At 64.4% G+C, this 14,586-nt stretch carries 8 protein-coding genes and 1 pseudogene; 5 read left to right on the forward strand and 4 right to left on the reverse strand.

The genetic code is table 11. The features are described from left to right. Positions 1-497: 497 nt before the first annotated feature. Entirely contained in the window at positions 498-3,338 is a 2,841-nt protein-coding gene (locus tag AC1RKI_RS21840; protein WP_150979780.1) for an autotransporter family protein, read from the reverse strand. Positions 3,339-4,061: 723 nt separating this feature from the next. Between AC1RKI_RS21840 and AC1RKI_RS21845 the strand changes: the two genes are divergently transcribed. Then, positions 4,062-5,510: a catalase gene (locus AC1RKI_RS21845; RefSeq protein ID WP_061953778.1), complete on the forward strand. Its 1,449-nt coding sequence runs from the start codon at positions 4,062-4,064 to the stop codon at positions 5,508-5,510. 123 nt (positions 5,511-5,633) lie between these two features. Continuing rightward, complete coding sequence (locus tag AC1RKI_RS21850; protein ID WP_084003837.1) at positions 5,634-6,119, forward strand: ankyrin repeat domain-containing protein; 486 nt, start codon at positions 5,634-5,636, stop codon at positions 6,117-6,119. 22 nt (positions 6,120-6,141) lie between these two features. Here the strand turns inward: AC1RKI_RS21850 and AC1RKI_RS21855 are convergent, their stop codons facing one another. Next, positions 6,142-6,900, reverse strand: a complete 759-nt coding sequence (locus AC1RKI_RS21855) for an SDR family oxidoreductase (protein ID WP_244788377.1) — start codon at positions 6,898-6,900, stop codon at positions 6,142-6,144. 251 nt (positions 6,901-7,151) lie between these two features. On the opposite strand from AC1RKI_RS21855, the gene AC1RKI_RS21860 reads away from it, so the two are divergent. Beyond that, positions 7,152-8,621: an MFS transporter gene (locus AC1RKI_RS21860; RefSeq protein ID WP_492797086.1), complete on the forward strand. Its 1,470-nt coding sequence runs from the start codon at positions 7,152-7,154 to the stop codon at positions 8,619-8,621. Between the two features lie 51 nt (positions 8,622-8,672). Here AC1RKI_RS21860 and ilvA read toward each other — a convergent pair. Continuing rightward, positions 8,673-9,665: pseudogene (gene ilvA / locus AC1RKI_RS21865) on the reverse strand (threonine ammonia-lyase, biosynthetic); the annotation flags it as partial. A 581-nt stretch (positions 9,666-10,246) separates the two neighbouring features. Between ilvA and AC1RKI_RS21870 the strand changes: the two are divergent. After that, entirely contained in the window at positions 10,247-12,019 is a 1,773-nt protein-coding gene (locus AC1RKI_RS21870) for a putative bifunctional diguanylate cyclase/phosphodiesterase (RefSeq protein WP_061953786.1), read from the forward strand. Next, entirely contained in the window at positions 12,016-13,464 is a 1,449-nt protein-coding gene (locus AC1RKI_RS21875) for an HDOD domain-containing protein (protein ID WP_223506260.1), read from the forward strand. Before AC1RKI_RS21870 ends, AC1RKI_RS21875 begins: the two co-directional genes overlap by 4 nt. Before the next feature lie 145 nt (positions 13,465-13,609). Here AC1RKI_RS21875 and AC1RKI_RS21880 read toward each other — a convergent pair whose 3' ends face one another. Continuing rightward, the gene (locus AC1RKI_RS21880) at positions 13,610-14,581 is read right to left on the reverse strand and encodes a GGDEF domain-containing protein (RefSeq protein ID WP_061953788.1); all 972 of its coding nucleotides are present in this window, start codon (positions 14,579-14,581) and stop codon (positions 13,610-13,612) included. Positions 14,582-14,586 lie beyond the last annotated feature (5 nt).

A 14,586-nucleotide genomic window follows, 5' to 3' on the forward strand; every position in this document is an offset into this window, starting at 1 on the left:
CATACAACGGCCGCAGCCTGGGTGGCGCGGAGGAGATGGCTCGCAGGGGCGATGGCGGAGTCGGCAGCGGGCGTTTGCTGTGTCTCATCGCGCACCCCGGTTATTATTCTTGCCTGGGAACGGGCCGTTATAGGAAAGCTCCCGGAAGCGCGCCAGGGCGCATTTTCTGGAAAATGTTGCGAAAACTACTTCGACACATACATCCGCGTCTGTATCAATGATTGCCATAACGCCCTGCGCAGTATTTTATTGATCGACCGGACGATTAAAGCCGGCACCGCGTCGATCATAAAAACAAGCGCAATGCAATTCATTAGCCGAATTCTTAATTTCCGCCAGAATGGGGTAATTTGTACGGAAATTGGCGCAGGATCATTCCAATGTAGAGGTGGTTGGGGCGACAAGCGCACGCATGTTCGAATGCAAAACCGCCGCGCGGATGGCGCAACCGAAAGGCGCGGGTGCCGCCGCCCTGCTCGTCATATCTTGTGACGACGTCACCAGATGTATCGCACCCCCATCAATCCGGTAATGCTTTCGTAACCGCCGTCGCCATATTGATAAGCAATGTTGCCCCACATGCGCCAACGTTGGTTGATCTGCGCTTGCGCGCCGGCCTTCACTTCAACACGATTTCGCGGCCCATCCTGCGACACGACCGTGTCATTGAACGTCATGGCATTGAGGCTGGTGTTGTGCCACCAGTTCAGTTCGAGATACGGCAGCCACTGCGGCGAGGCGTCCGGGTTCGGTGCGTGGAAGAGGCGCGTGCCCAGGCGCGTAACCAGCCCGCCGCCGTTGCGGCTTTGCACCGTCGTGCCGTTTCTTTCGGTGTGATCGCCTGTTTGATAGTCGCTGTAGATCAGCTGCAATTGCGGCTCGATATTTACTACGCCGTCGGAAGTCCGCCCGATCGGCAACGCCCAGCCTGCTTCGACCGATCCACTCCAGACGTGGCTGGAATAGCTTTCCTGCGCAAGAGCGATGCCGCGCACGGTGTTGTCGAAATAGCCGTACTGGGCCCATGTATCGACATAGGGACCATCGACGCCCACGGCGTTGCCGCGCCAGGTTCCGTAAATGCCCACGCTACCGCCATTGACCGTCCCGCGCGAGGTGCCAGGATAGCTTTGTGCCGTGGCGTGCGTGGTCGACGTGCCGTAGCCGGCCATCACGCCGGCCTGCCAGCGGTGGTTGCCCGACACGCGATCCAGCACGTCGATGCCGGCCTGCACGATGGCGGAGTCGGCCCACTGGCTCACGGTGCCGCCGGCCGCATTGCCATCGGCATGTCCCCCCGACACCCGCGCCCAGACATTGGTCGGCGCCACGTTCTTGCCGTCGCCGCCGCGCGGATCGATAAAGCCGGTCCGGTCACGGTAGGTATGCACAAACATCGCTTGCGCCGCCGCCCAATTGGCCAGATAGGTGCCGGTTTCTGGGCGTGGCGCCGGGCTGCCCTGGGCGCGCAAATACCAGTCGCCATCGTCGGGCGTCTGCACGCCCCCCTTGAACAGCTGGTAGTCGTACGCGCCGGCCACCAGCCGGCCATCAAGCGCAAATACGCCATTCGATTGCCCGTCCACCTGCACGATGCGGATGCCGTTGACCGTTGGCGCGCCGGTGCCGCGTGCGTTGTTCACCTTGATCGTTGTCTGGCCCGCCGTGTTGCCGTGCACGACCAGCATGTCTGTCGGCGAAGCGTCGCCGCGCAGCGTTGTGAATAACGTCAGCTTGCCGTTGTTGCCGGTGTAGTCGCCGTTCACGATCAGCTTGCTGGCAGGCACCACGCTACCCATGCGAATTTCGCCGTTGTTCACCAACGAGCCGCCCACCACGAAGCTTCCGGCCGGGCCGCCCTCGAAACCGGGCGCGGCGTCGGCCACCGCCAACACGCCGTTATTGACGACCGATCCGCCCGCGCCGCCATAGCCACCGAACGTCGCGCCTTGCGCCACAGTCACCTGCCGTGTGTTCGTCAGCTGCGCACCATTATTCAGGATCAATGCTCCCGCGCTCACCGTGGTGTCGCCGCTGTAAGTTTGGTCGCGGGTAAAGACAAGCTGCCCGCTTCCCTGCTGCGTCACGCTGCCCGTGCCGGAGATGGTCTTGTCGAAGGTCAGGTCGTCGCTGCGGTTGAAAACGAGCGCACCGTCATTGACGATATCGCCGTCGACCATGCCGGAGGTGCCACCCACGCCTAACGTCAAGCTCCCAGTCGGGCTGATGGTTGTGCCGCCGCCGGCGTATTGGGACACCATGCCAGTCAGCGTAAGGTTACCGTTGACCGCCAGCGTGGCTGCCGTCGTGCCGGCCAGCGCGACGTTGCTGCCAAGAACCCAGTTGCTGCCCGTGTCGGCAATCAGCCCCGCCAGTTCCTTGCCCTGGTCCGCGGTGATACTGCCCGCCTCGCTGTTAGTTTCCAACAGCGTCAGCGTATTGCCGGTGCCTGCGCTTCGGAGCACCACCCCGTCCTTGCCACTCAGCACCGATCCCGAGCCAAGATACACGCGGTTGTCATTGCCATTGAGCACGATGGCTGCGTTCTCGGTGCTGGTGATCTCGCCACGATTGACGAGCGAATCGCTCTGATTCAGTTGCACGCCCGGACCGGTTACCGCCCGGATGATCCCGGTGCCGCGATTTTGGATTTGCATGGAGCCACTGCCTTCGTTCAGGATGCCGCCGACATAGGCCGAAATCAGCCCGTCATTCTGGATCGTCACGGTGCCCGATGCGCGACTACGAATGCCCGCGCCCCAAAGATTAGGATCGCCCGCGCCGGCATAAATCGCGGCCCCCTGCCGGTTGAAGACGCTGACGTCTTCCCTGTTATACAAGCGAATACCTTCGGATGACGACCCAATGGCACCGGCTGCTCCGCCATTAAGGGTGCCGTAGTTTTCGATCGACCCGCGGGCGTTTTCGCCGAAGTAAATGGCGTGACTGACGGATGCGCTGATGTCGCCCCGATTCTCGACGCTGCTGAACCCGCGCGCTTCCATGTGTACGCCGTCTGTCACGCCGAGGACTTTCCCGGTGGCTTCATTTGTAAAAGCGCCCGGGACATTGAAGATAATGGCGTGCGTACCCTGAATCGTCTGCGTGGCAATCACTCCATCGTTGAAGACTTGCACCGGTCCGACGCCACCGATCACCTTGCCGTCGACCACCACGGCCGCGTCTTTTGTCACGCTGATCGTGGTCCCCTGTGGGACGATATACGAGTTATCCGAGTCAACTGTCACTGTGGTCGTGCTGGGGCCAATCGTAGTAAGCGACTGCGCCGGAGCGGCGAACAGGACGAGGATGGCAGCACAGAGCGGGCGGAGCGCCATGGTCGTTTCCGAGTGCCGAAGTGCGGGTTTTATATGCGTCATCGTGAGTCCGTATGCGGCCTATTATCACCAGGCGGATTTTTATGGAAATGCGGAGGCCACCGTCTCAAGATGGCGTGACGACAGTACGCTTAGCGATTTCGATTGGAATAATGCCAATTCAGAAACAAATATTTCAGCGAATGCGCAAACCATAATGGCTGGCTCATGCGCCTCGACATTTTTAGGACAGCATTGTCGATTGTCCAAACCGATATCGAAATGGCCACAACCTGAAAATCAGCATCGGCGCAGCAAGATAATGGGGGTAAGTGGCCGGCTCAGGAAATCGGCATACGCCTGGCCCGCGGCGGAGGGGACCAGCCGGGGAAACAGTGCCAGAAATAGAGGGAAATCGTCGCACCGCCGTCGGCACGGCGGCACGGCGGCCCAGTCATATACGGCGGGCAGGGCAGACTGAAAGGAAATTTAGATCCGCTATCCGAAGGTCTTATGGCCTATCACCCCCATTGATCAATACGATGTGACTTGTCGCAAGGCATCTGCGATAGTTCAGAGCGACTCCTGCCGGTGAGTCAGTTCGCCGGCCTCCTGCGTGCGATCGATGCCTCGGGCGCCACAAGCACCCGGATGCCGGCCGTACAGCAAGCGGCAGCCTGCCCCAGCCCCACAAACGTCCATGCGTGACACCGCGTGTCACGCTTTCAGCTTCAAGGAACTGTCATGAAAAAGCTCACGACCGCTTTCGGCGCGCCCGTCGTCGACAATAACAACATCCAGACCGCCGGCCCGCGCGGCCCCGCACTTCTGCAGGATGTCTGGTTTCTGGAGAAGCTTGCCCACTTCGACCGCGAAGTGATTCCCGAGCGCCGCATGCACGCCAAGGGGTCGGGCGCATACGGCACGTTCACGGTGACGCATGACATCACCAAGTACACGCGCGCCAACCTGTTTTCGCAGGTCGGCAAGCAGACCGAGATTTTCATGCGCTTTTCGTCGGTGGCCGGCGAGCGCGGCGCTGCCGATGCCGAGCGCGATATCCGCGGCTTTGCCATCAAGTTCTATACCGAGGAAGGCAACTGGGACATGGTCGGCAACAACACGCCGGTGTTTTTCCTGCGTGACCCGCTCAAGTTCCCTGACCTGAACCACGCAGTCAAACGCGATCCGCGCACCGGTTTGCGCAGCGCCGAGAACAACTGGGATTTCTGGACGGGCCTCCCCGAGGCGCTGCACCAGGTCACGATTGTGATGAGCGATCGGGGCATTCCCCGTACGTGGCGTCACATGCACGGCTTTGGCAGCCATACCTACAGCTTCATCAACGCCAACATGGAGCGTTTCTGGGTGAAGTTCCATTTCGTCACCCAGCAGGGCATCCAGAACCTGACCGACGCCGAAGCGGCCGAGGTCACCGGTCAGGACCGCGAGGTGCATCAGCGCGACCTGTACGAATCGATCGAACGCGGCGAATTCCCGCGCTGGAAGTTCTGCGTGCAGATCATGCCGGAATCCGATGCCAGCAAGGTGCCGTACAACCCGTTCGATCTGACCAAGGTGTGGCCGCACAAGGACTATCCGCTGATCGAAGTGGGCATGCTGGAACTGAACCGTAACCCCGAGAATCATTTCGCCGAAGTCGAGCAATCGGCATTCGCGCCGTCGACGATCGTGCCCGGCATCGGGTTCTCGCCGGACAAGATGCTGCAAGGCCGCCTGTTCTCGTACGGCGACGCCGAGCGCTATCGCCTGGGCGTGAATCATCACCTGATCCCGGTGAACTCGCCGAAGGCGGCAAAGTACGTCAACAGCTACCACCGCGACGGCCGCGGGCGCACCGACGGCAACCACGCCGGCACCATCGCCTACGAACCGAACACCAAGGGCGAATGGGCCGAGCAGCCCGATTTCCGCGAGCCGCCGCTGACGCTGGAAGGCACGGCCGATCACTGGAACCACCGCGCGGACGACGACTATTTCTCGCAGGTGGGCGCGCTGTTCCGCCTGATGTCGCCGGCGCAGCAGCAGGTGTTGTTCGATAACACGGCGCGCGCCATCAAGGGTGTGTCCAAACATATCCAGCAAACCCACATCAAGCACTGCACGGCGGCCGATCCGGCCTACGGCGCAGGCGTGGCCGCGGCGATCGAGCTGATCGAAGCCGCGAAGTAATCCGCGCGGCCCGCCCTGTCCTGCCGCAAGCGGCACAGGGCGGCCGACGCGTGCCGGCGCCGGCGGCGCCGGTCATCGAACTCACAGGAATCACGGCAGATGGACAACACGCAATCTCCCACCATGACTGCGGATGAGGAAGCCCGCATGATCGCCGCGCTTGGGCAGGTGTTCGATCTGGCCCGCAATGGCGATGCCGCGGCGCTCGCTGCGCTGATCGCGCGCGGCATGCCGCCCAACCTGCGCAACGAAAAAGGCGACACGCTGGCGATGCTGGCCGCCTATCACGGCCACGCCGACGCGCTGCGCACGCTGCTGCAAGCCGGCGCGTCGCCCGATATCCGCAACGCCATGGGACAGACGCCGATTGCCGGCGCCGCCTACAAGGGCTTCAAGGACATCGTCGAAATCCTGCTGGCGCACGGCGCCGACGTGGAAGGCGCTTCGCCCGATGGCCGCACCGCGCTGATGACGGCGGCGATGTTCCAGCGCACCGAGATCGTCGAGCTGTTGAAGGCGCACGGCGCCAATCCCGATGCGCGCGACAGCCGCGGCATGACGGCCGCCGATGCGGCAGCGTTCATGGCCGGACGCGGCGGCGCGCACTGAGTCTCGGCCGGGAGAACGGGCCTCAGCCGCGCCCGACGAACGGCATCTTGGTGGCCATCACGGTCATGAACTGGACGTTGGCGTCGAGCGGCAGATTGGCCATGTGCAACACAGAGCTTGCAATGTGCGCCACATCGATCAGCGGTTCCGGGCGAATCTCGCCGTTGGCCTGCGGCACGCCCCGCGCCATGCGGTTCGCCATGTCGGTCCCCGCGTTGCCGATGTCGATCTGGCCGCAGGCAATGTCATAGGGCCGGCCGTCGAGCGACAGGCTTTTGGTCAAACCCGTGATCGCGTGCTTGGTGGCCGTGTAGGGCACCGTGTTGGGGCGCGGCGCGTGGGCCGAGATCGATCCGTTGTTGATGATGCGGCCGCCACGCGGATCCTGCGATTTCATCAGCGCGAAGGCGCCGCGCGCGCACAGAAACGCGCCGGTCAGGTTGGTGTCCAGCACGGCCTTCCATTGTTCGAAAGACAGTTCGTCGATACACAGCGCCGGCGCATTGACGCCCGCGTTATTGAACAGCACGTCGAGCCGTCCGAAGCGCTCGCGCACCGTGGCATACATGGCGTCGACCGAATCGGGCTGGCTGACATCGCACTGTACCGCCAGCGCGGACTGGCCCGCCGCATTGGCCGCGTCCGCCAACGCCACGAGCGTCTCGGCGGTGCGTCCGGCCAGCACCACCCGATAGCCGTCGGCCAGCAACGCCTGCGCCACCGCCTTGCCGATGCCGCGCGCCGCGCCCGTGACCAGCGCCACTCTTGCCTGCTTTTCCATGCTCGATGTCTCCGTTTTCGATCGAATGGGCAAATGTCGGAATCTGGCAGAGATCGTACAACACGGCCACCTTGCATGAGCGGGACAGCCTTGATTTTCTTGGCCGCCCCGTGCGCTGATCTAAAGATATAACAACAATGCATTTGGGCTGACGCGGCCGTTGTCGTACGATCCCGCCCTGATCGGGCGAGGCCAGGGAGGTGCTCGCCTTCTGCTCGCCATCCCAGTTCCGCCAACAAGAAACCATACCAATGTCAGTCGATCTCGCCCTGTCGCCCGGCGCCGCAGAGGCGGCCAGCCAGACGGCCGCACCACCGAAAGCCGTTATCCGCAGCGCCGCCGACGTCGCCAAACTCGTCAACGAGGGCGGCGCTTCGGTCAGCAATGCCCGCATCGTAGTGGCCATCGCGCTGGGCGGCATCTTTCTCGATGCCTATGACCTGGGTGCGCTGGCCTTCGGCCTGACGGACGTCAGCCGCGAATTCAACCTGACGCCGGCCGGCACCGGCATGGTCGCCTCGGCCATCACGTTCGGCGCGATCGTCGGCGCTTTCCTGGGTGGCTATTTCACCGACCGGATCGGCCGCTATCGCGTGTTCATGGCGGACATGCTGTGCTTCGTGATCGCCGCCATCGCCTGCGCGCTGGCGCCGAACGAATACGTGCTGGCCGGCGCGCGCTTCGTGATGGGGCTCGGGGTCGGCATCGACCTGCCGGTGGCGATGGCCTTCCTGGCGGAATTCTCCAAGCTCAAGGGGCATGGCAACAAGGCCGCGCGGGTGGCGATGTGGTGCCCCACCTGGTATGCGGCCATCTGCGTGTCGTATCTGCTGGTGCTGGGCTGCTACGCGATCCTGCCGGCATCGCACAGCAATCTGCTGTGGCGCATCATCCTCGGCTTCGGCGCGGTGCCGGCGCTGATCATCATCGCCGTGCGCAGCCGCTACATGAGCGAATCGCCGGTGTGGGCCGCCAACCAGGGCGATCTCGACGGCGCCGCCAAGATCCTGCGCACGTCCTATGGCATCGACGCCGTGGTAGCGGCCGACGCCGTGGTCGAGCCGCCCAAGCGCCCGGCTTCGTGGCGCAACTACGGCCTGCTGCTCAAGGGCGTCTACGCGCGCCGCACCACGCTGGCCACGATCATGTCGATCGCCTCGTCGTTCGCCTATAACGCCGTGGCGTTCGGGCTGCCGGTGATCATCGCGAGCTTCCTGGCCCAGACCATGCTGACCACGATCCTGATGTCGCTGGCGCTGAACCTGCTGTTCGCCTTTGTGGGCGGCCTGATTGGCGTGCACCTGGTGCCGAAGACCGGCGCCTGGAAGCTGACCGTGACCGGCTACGCGTTCCAGCTGGCCGCACTGGTCGGCTTGGCGCTGGTGGGCAAGCCGGCCGGCGGCGTGCAGGTGGCGATCGCCCTTGCGTTCCTGGCGCTGTTCCTGCTGGGCCAGGGCTTTGGTCCGGGCGCGCATACCATGACGTACGCCTCGCTGAGCTACCCGACATCGCTGCGCGGCGTTGGCGTGGGCTTCAACCAGACGCTGATGCGCGCCAGCTCCACCGCGTCGCTGTTCCTGTTCCCGGTACTGGCCGCCGCGCTGAGCACCAAGGTGTTCTGGGTGATCGCGCTGGCGCCGCTGGCCGGCTTGATCGCCCTGCTGGCGATCCGCTGGGAACCGGCCAACTACGACGTGGACGCCGAGGACTTCCAGTCCTGACGTTGCCGGGCCACGGCAGGTGGGCCCCCGTCGTCGTTGTCAGCGGGCGGCGGCCTCCACCACTTCGGCGCGTTCCGCGACGATCCGCAAGCGATCGAAATTCATATTGGCGCCCGATGTGATGGCCGCCAGCGCCCGTGGCGCACCTTGCGGCAGGCGTTGCGCATATTGCTTCAGCCCGGCCACGGCCAGCGCGCCGGCCGGTTCCACCAGGCTGCGCGTGTCCTGGAAGATGTCCTTGATGGCCGCGCACAGCGCATCGGTGCTGACCGTCAGCACGTCGTCGAGCAGATGGCGGCATAGCCGGAAGGTTTCTTCGCCCACCCGCTTGACCGCCGTGCCATCGGAGAACAGCCCCACCGACGCCAGCGTCACGCGCTCGCCGGCCGCGATCGACTGCGCCATCGCGCAGGAATCGTCGGTCTGTACGCCGATCACCCGAACCTCCGGACGCACCGCCTTGATATAGGACGCCACGCCGGCGGCCAGGCTGCCGCCGCCGATCGGCACGAACACGGCATCGAGCGGGCCGCGGTGCTGCCGCAGGATTTCCATACCCACCGTGCCCTGCCCCGCGATCACGTCGGGATCGTCGAACGCCGGGATGAAGGTAAGCGCCTGCTCTTGCTGCAACGCCACTGCGTGGTCGTATGCGTCGGAATATGACTCCCCGGCCAGGACCACTTCCACCATCCGGCCGCCGTGGGCGCGCACGGCATCCACCTTCACCTGCGGCGCGGTTTGCGGCACCACGATGACTGCGCGCACGCCAAGCCGCGCGGCCGACAGCGCCACACCCTGCGCGTGGTTGCCGGCCGATGCGGTGATCACGCCGCGCGCCAGCGCATCGGCCGGCAGGTTGGCCATTTTGTTATAGGCGCCGCGCACCTTGAACGAGAACACCGGCTGATGGTCCTCGCGCTTGAGCCATACCTGATGCCCGAGCCGCGCAGACAGCGCGCCGGCCAGTTCCAGCGCGGTCTCGCGCGCCACGTCATAGACGCGCGCGGTCAGGATCCGCCGCAGGTAGTCATCGGCATCGATCAGTGCGCCATCGGCATGCAAAACGGCCGCAGGCGAGGTGGTTCGGGCATGAAAGGCATGGGTGGACGGCATTGGCGCTCCTGTCTGAAAGGGATTTTCCCAAGGAGGCCGGCAACAAAAAACCCGCCTCGTTGGGCGGGTTGATGTGTCTGTTTCGGACGCGCGCTAACCCACCATTCGAGGAATGGTGCGAATAATCGCGAAAATTTGCAGGCCGAAACGGGTCATGGCTTCGAGTGTCACGGATTTTCCCTTGACGTGTCAATCCTGACGCATTTTGGGCGAGCGCCGCCAACGCCGCCTGTTGTAGCCGCGCCGATCCCTCAATCCGTTGACCCAAGCGGCGTTCAGCCGGATGCAAGGTCGTATTAGAATCGCCGCTGTCGCTCATTTTGTGGCGTCAAAGCCAGAGGTCATGTTCCGGGCCCGGATTCGCCTCGGACTGGTTTTGCGAAAACAGCGGATTTTGCCAAAACGGGGTTTTGCCCGCGGCACGGTCCGGAGCGCACCGGCATTTCAGTTTCAGAGCATTTCATCCGATATCAGTCCTGCGCTAACGGGATTTCGGCCAGAACAAATACATGACCGCGCTTGCATACGATGTTGCCCTGGCACCCGACTCCGCCGACCGGCGGGCGCCGGGCGCCGCCTCTTCCGGGGGCGACGCCTGGGCGTTGCTCGAGGCTTCCGGCGCGCTGGCGATGCGGGTCGACGTCCAGGGACGCATCCTTGAGGCGACCGAAACCACCGCCGATCTGCTGGTCTATCCGCTCGACTACCTGCTCCATATCTCCGTGCTGGACCTGTTCGCGCTGGAATCGCGCGAGCGCGTGATGCAGATGCTGCAGGGTTGTGCGCAGGACCATCAGGCGCGCCGCGAGCGTGTGCGCATGGCCGGCGGCATCGGCGGCCCGGGCTGGATCGACCTGCGCGTGGCGCATCATCACGGCAGCGACGGCCCGGCCAGCCTGCTGCTGTTCGGCTACGACGTGACGGACTGGGTGGAATCCGAGCGCCAGCTGACCGAGCGTGCCTTCCTGGACCCGCTGACGGGCGTAGGCAACCGCGCCTATATCCGCAAGCGGATCGAGGAATGCACGTCCGGCCAGGCGTCAGGCCAGTCGTTCGCGCTGGCGCTGATGGATCTGGACGGATTCAAGAACATCAACGACTCGCTCGGCCACGAGCTTGGCGATGCGCTGCTCAAGGAAGTGGGCGCGCGCCTGCAAGACACCGTGCGCACCCGGCGCAGCGTGGCGCGGCTGGGCGGCGACGAATTCGTGCTGATGCTCGATGGCCTGGAATCCGAGGCCGAGGCCGTGCGGATCCTCGAGCGCGTGATCCACGTCTGTCGCCAGCCGTTCCTGCTGGCGGGCTGCCATGTGCGCATCACCACCAGCATCGGGCTGACGTTTTCCCACAGCACGTCGCAGAGCGAATCGCAATGGCTGCGGCGCGCCGACCTGGCCATGTACGAGGCCAAGGCGCTGGGCAAGAACCGCTATTGCGTCTATTCGCCGGAACTGGAACGGCGGCTCGATGAGCAGTTCCGCATCGAACAGAGCATGTTCGAGGCCGTGCAGAGCGGCGAATTCCTGCTGCATTACCAGCCGATCGTGTGGCCCGGATCGGGCCAGATCTGCGCGGTGGAAGCGCTGATGCGCTGGGATCACGGCGGCGAGGACATCCGCCCCGACGTCTTCATCCCGGTGGCGGAAAAGAACGGACTGATCAAGCATCTGGGCGCCTGGGCGCTGCGGTGCGCCTGCGCGCAACTGGCCGCGTGGGATGCGCTGGGCATTCATGTGGGCCACATGTCGGTCAATGTTTCGGCCGTGCAGTTCCTGCATCCCAATTTCTTCGATAGCGTGCGCAACGCCATCCAGGACGCCGGCATCGGCGCCGACCGCCTGGTGCTGGAGATCACCGAAAGCGCGCTGATGACGGACCCCGAGGCCGCCGAGCAACTGCTGCTGTCGCTGCGCGCGCTGGGCATCCGCTTTGCCGTCGACGATTTCGGCACCGGCTATTCGAGCCTGTCGTATCTGCGCCGCTTCCCGCTGTCCGCGCTCAAGGTAGACCGCAGCTTCGTGGCTGACATGATCGATTCCCCGCACGCCCGCACCATCGTATCCGCCGTGCTGTCGCTGGCGCGCGAACTGGGCCTGGTTGCCATCGCCGAAGGCGTGGAAACCGATGCGCAAGGCCAGTTGCTGGCCGCGCAAGGCTGCGATCTGGTGCAGGGTTGGCGCTACGCGCGCGCGCTGAGCCCGGCCGATTTCGAGAACGCCGTGCTCGACGGCAAGCTGGTGATGGGCCTGGACGAAGTCTTCACGCAGCGGGTGGCGCCGTGAAATCCAAGGCCGAATTCCTGGAGACCTTGTGGGCCCGCATGGCGCAGCAAGGTGACTTCCCCACGCTGCAGTACTGCGTCGACAACATCTTCAAGACCCTGAACGCGGACCTGACGGTCGGCGAGATGGCCACCAGCGTGCTGTCCGATTTCAGTCTGTCGCAGAAGGTGATCCGGCTGGCCAATTCGGCCATGTACCGATCGTTTGGCGGCGAGGTCACCACCGTGTCGCGGGCGATTCTGGTGCTTGGCGTGGAGGCCATCAGCCATCTGACGCTCGGCATCCAACTGCTCGATTATTTCCACGGCGTGGCGCCCAAGCGCCCGCAGGCGGCCAAGGCGCTGCAGCGCGCGCTGGTGGCGGGCGAGATTACGCGCGCGCTGAGCCAGGCGCACGGCATCAACGAAGGCGAAGAAGCCGTCGTCTGCACGCTGATGCACCACATGAGCCGGCTACTGCTGGTGTTCTACTTTCCCGAGGAATGGGAGCGCGTGGAGGCCATGTGCGCCGCGCATCCGATGACCGAAAACGAGGCCGCGCAGGAAGTGCTCGGCATCTCGCTCGAAGACATCGCCGAGGCGGCCGCACAGAAATGGCGGTTGCCGGGGCTGATCGCCAACGCGATGAAGCCGCGCACGCTGACTACGGACACCGTGCTCGAAACCCACGCCGACTGGCTGGCCGCGATTGCCCATGTATCGTCCGAAGCGGCGGTGACGATGGTGCGCGAAGGCTCGCCGGAATCGGTCTCGGCCTTGCTGACGTCGCACGCGAAGATGTTGGGACTGAACCACGCCGATGTCAGCGTGGCCGTCAGTCAGGCGGAAGTGCTCAACACGTCGATCGTTGCCTCCGAAGCCGCGGCGCCGGCCGACGGCGCGTCGCCCGGACCGCAGCCCGTGAACGTGCTCGATCGCCTGCGCCAGGGGCTTGCCGAGGTGCGCCGCGAAGGCGCCGGCCTGTCGGTATCGCAACTGGCGCCGATGGTGCTCGAATCCAGCATGCGCGCGCTCGATTTCTCGCGCTGCTTCCTGATGATGCTGAATCCGAAGACGCGGCATTTCCATGCGCGGCTGGGCTTTGGCGACGGCATGCGCGAGGTGCTGCCCGCGCTGTCCTTCGAGGAAGGCTTCGTGCCCGATGTTTTCCACTTTGCGGGCCTGTCCGGTCGGCCGCTGCTGATCGAGGACACCTTCGATCCCGAAGTGGCGCACCGCATGCCGCGCTGGTATCGCGATGCGATTCCCGACGCGCGCTCGGTGGTGCTGGCGCCCGTGAAAATGCGCAACCGCTGCATCGCGCTGATCTACGGCGACTGGGGTGCGGTGCGCATGCCGGCGGTGATCGGCGAGGAAGAACTCGAAGCCATCGATGCGCTGGCGCGCGAAATTGCCGCCAGCGTCATGCGCGCGGCGCCCGAGCGCCCCGCGCCTGCAGGGCGCTGAGGCCGCGCTGACCGCACGCGGAAATTCCCGGAAGAAAACGCGCAACGCGCGTGAAGCGTCCGCAAGCGCGCTCAGGTTTCCGGAAACGACAGGCAGGCGCCGCGAGTCAGCTACAACGTGCGCCTGACCGCGCACCCGCCAGCGCTCATTGCCGCCCCTGCTTGCGCTCGGTCTTGTTCACATACATGGCAGCGTCAGCTTCGGCCAACAGGTCGTCCACGCTGCGGTGGAAGTGCGGATTGAAACCGATCACGCCTGCGCTGTAGCGCAGCGCATAGCCGAGCGGATTGCGTTGGTTCCACGCCTGCACCTGTCGCTGCAGGCGCGCCAGTGCATCCTGGCATCCAGCGCTGTCGGTGTTGGTCAGCAGCACCGCAAATTCGTCGCCGCCAAGCCGCCCCACCACATCCGATTCGCGGAACACCGAACGCAGTTCTCCGCCAAACGCGCGCAGGGCGCGATCGCCTTCGGCATGACCAAAGCGGTCGTTGATGGGCTTGAAGCCGTCCATGTCGAAAAACACCAGCGTGGCCGGCCGCGACAGCCGCCGGCACATCTCGATCGCATGCTGGCCCAGCATGGTGAAGCCGCGGCGGTTCGACAGCGCCGTCAGCTCGTCCATCGTCGCCATGTGCACTGCGGCCAGTTCCTGCTCGGCCATCTGCGCAAGGTCGTGCAGCAGCGCGCGATCCTCGGCGCTGAAATCGCGCGGCTTGCGATCGATCAGGCACAGCGTGCCGAGCTTCATGCCATCGGGGGCGGACAGCGGCCGCCCCGCATAGAAGCGGATGTGCGGATCGCCGGTCACCAACGGGTTGTCGTGAAAGCGCGGATCCAGCGTGGCATCGGGGATCAACAGAATGTCGTCCTCGCAAATCGCGTGGCCACAAAACGAGGTGTCGCGCGGGCTTTCCGGCACATCGAGACCATCGCACGATTTAAACCACTGCCGATTTGCGTCGATCAGGCTGACCAGCGCGATTGGCACGCCAAACAGGCGTTTGGCCAGCCGCGTCAGGCGGTCAAAGCGTTCCTCCGGCGGCGTATCGAGAATGTTCAGCGATGCCAGCGTGGCAAGGCGCGCGGACTCATTGATGGGAATTGGGGGCAGCAGCATGGGAA

Source organism: Cupriavidus sp. GW822-FHT06G04, assembly GCF_058799075.1.

Excerpts from the sequence above, each read along its gene's own strand:
- AC1RKI_RS21840 (WP_150979780.1), bottom strand. The coding sequence starts at position 3,338 with ATGGCGCTCCGCCCGCTCTGTGCTGCCATCCTCGTCCTGTTCGCCGCT.
- AC1RKI_RS21845 (WP_061953778.1), top strand. The coding sequence starts at position 4,062 with ATGAAAAAGCTCACGACCGCTTTCGGCGCGCCCGTCGTCGACAATAAC.
- AC1RKI_RS21850 (WP_084003837.1), top strand. The coding sequence starts at position 5,634 with ATGACTGCGGATGAGGAAGCCCGCATGATCGCCGCGCTTGGGCAGGTG.
- AC1RKI_RS21855 (WP_244788377.1), bottom strand. The coding sequence starts at position 6,900 with ATGGAAAAGCAGGCAAGAGTGGCGCTGGTCACGGGCGCGGCGCGCGGC.
- AC1RKI_RS21860 (WP_492797086.1), top strand. The coding sequence starts at position 7,152 with ATGTCAGTCGATCTCGCCCTGTCGCCCGGCGCCGCAGAGGCGGCCAGC.
- AC1RKI_RS21870 (WP_061953786.1), top strand. The coding sequence starts at position 10,247 with ATGACCGCGCTTGCATACGATGTTGCCCTGGCACCCGACTCCGCCGAC.
- AC1RKI_RS21880 (WP_061953788.1), bottom strand. The coding sequence starts at position 14,581 with ATGCTGCTGCCCCCAATTCCCATCAATGAGTCCGCGCGCCTTGCCACG.